We start from the raw sequence: 1,572 nt of genomic DNA on the forward strand, positions 1-1,572 counted from the left end.
AGCATGTACTTGCTCGGCCAGACCGAAGAAACCGTGGAATCTGTTAAACGTAGCGGTCGTCTGACCCTTTCAGAGGGCGGGTTCCACACCCTCAAAACGGTACACACCATCCAGGGCGTGTACTCAGAAATCTTTATCAAATCGAAGAGTGGTATGGGCGTCGGACGCTTGATAGTGGGCGACTTCCAGAAGCTGCTTTATTCGACCGATCCGGTGGACGTTAACGCCATCGACCAGTTTGTGAAACAAGGCATGAGCATCCCTGAGGCAATCAAGGCCGTGATGCGAAGCCGTCAGCAGGCTGCATAACCAGGGAGACAGCAATGGACATTAAATCAATCGCAATCGCCGCCATTCTCGGTGCCGCTGGTGGCTTCGGCGGTAGCTACTACGTGATGAGCGAACAAACGGCAAGCATCCATCAGCGTTTGAATCAAACCCCGCCAGTGGTCGTGGTTGACTTCGCTAAAGTGGCGTCGGCGTATCCCGCTGGTGCCTCTCAGGCGGAAGTCGAAAGGCTGATGGTCAAGACCAATGACGCAATTTTGAAGTTGAAAGACGCAGGTTATTTGGTCCTTGACGCAAGTGCTGTCGTCGGGGCTCCAAGTGACGTGTACCTCCCTGATGAGGTGCTGAAATGAAATTTCCACTCAAGAAGTATTTCGTCAAAAAGGAATCCTGGAAGCGCTTCGGGGTTAAAGCCGGTGTGACACTACTGGTTCTTTGGGCTGCTGGTGCGGCCTTTGCCAGCCGCTACCGTATTGGCATTGATCCACAACAGGAGAAGTGCCTGCCGGGTTACACCTTCTTCCTCATTGATCTGAACGACCAGACTCTGGAGAGGGGAGCTGTTTACGCCTTTCACGCCAAGAACATGCAGCCTTTCTACAAGGACGGGACTCGCATGGTCAAAATCCTCACCGGTATGCCGGGGGATAAAGTCGAGATCAACGATAAGTGGAAGATCACCGTCAATGGTGATGTCGTCGGAGAGGGGCTCCAGCTCGCAGGGAAACTACATCTGCCAGAGAGCCACTTTTACGGCAAGGCCACGCTGAAAGAGAACAACTACTGGTTTATGGGCAAAAGCCCATTCAGCTTCGACTCACGTTACTGGGGGACTGTGAAAAATGATCAGATCATTGGCCGCGCATATCCCCTGTTCTAAGAGCGTTCTGGTGGCGTTGATGTTCTCTGTGGCTGGCGGGGCATACGCTCAAGAGTCTCCGCTCACAGAGCAGGATAAGGCGCTTATTGAGCAAGGAAAGCAAATTGCCCAAAAGGCCCAGAAGATGGAAATGCCATCTCTGTTGCAAAACCAACACATGGACGAGGCTCAGGCCGAAGCCAAGGCATTTTTCAAGCAGCTCCAGTCAACTAACCCGACGCTAAAGGAAATGCACCGCAAGCAGGCCGAAAAGGGTATTTATACCGACCATCGGATACTGGTTTTCGCCTCGCTGTCTCTTGGCGATCAGGGGTTGGATGATGTCCTCACAGCGGTGTCAGGCCAGCCTGATGCTGTAATTGTGTTCCGTGGAATCCCGGAAGGAATGAACCTGGGGCAGGGGG

Annotated in this window: 2 protein-coding genes and 2 pseudogenes; all 4 read left to right on the forward strand. The window is 53.1% G+C overall.

The window, feature by feature from the left end:
* Window positions 1–309 (forward strand): annotated as a pseudogene (locus BHE89_RS16725) (type IV secretion system protein TraC); the annotation flags it as partial.
* A gap of 14 nt (window positions 310–323) precedes the next feature.
* On the forward strand, window positions 324–641 hold the full coding sequence (locus tag BHE89_RS16730) for a hypothetical protein (protein WP_011872858.1): 318 nt from the start codon (window positions 324–326) through the stop codon (window positions 639–641).
* Window positions 638–1,168, forward strand: coding sequence for a S26 family signal peptidase (locus BHE89_RS16735; RefSeq protein ID WP_021293639.1), 531 nt, complete (start codon window positions 638–640; stop codon window positions 1,166–1,168). Before BHE89_RS16730 ends, BHE89_RS16735 begins: the two co-directional genes overlap by 4 nt.
* A 19-nt stretch (window positions 1,169–1,187) precedes the next feature.
* Window positions 1,188–1,572 (forward strand): annotated as a pseudogene (locus tag BHE89_RS16740) (TrbC family F-type conjugative pilus assembly protein); the annotation flags it as partial.

This window comes from Shigella sp. FC1967, assembly GCF_001743005.1.
GTDB lineage: Bacteria > Pseudomonadota > Gammaproteobacteria > Enterobacterales > Enterobacteriaceae > Proteus.

Excerpts from the sequence above, each read along its gene's own strand:
- BHE89_RS16735 (WP_021293639.1), top strand. The coding sequence starts at position 638 with ATGAAATTTCCACTCAAGAAGTATTTCGTCAAAAAGGAATCCTGGAAG.
- BHE89_RS16730 (WP_011872858.1), top strand. The coding sequence starts at position 324 with ATGGACATTAAATCAATCGCAATCGCCGCCATTCTCGGTGCCGCTGGT.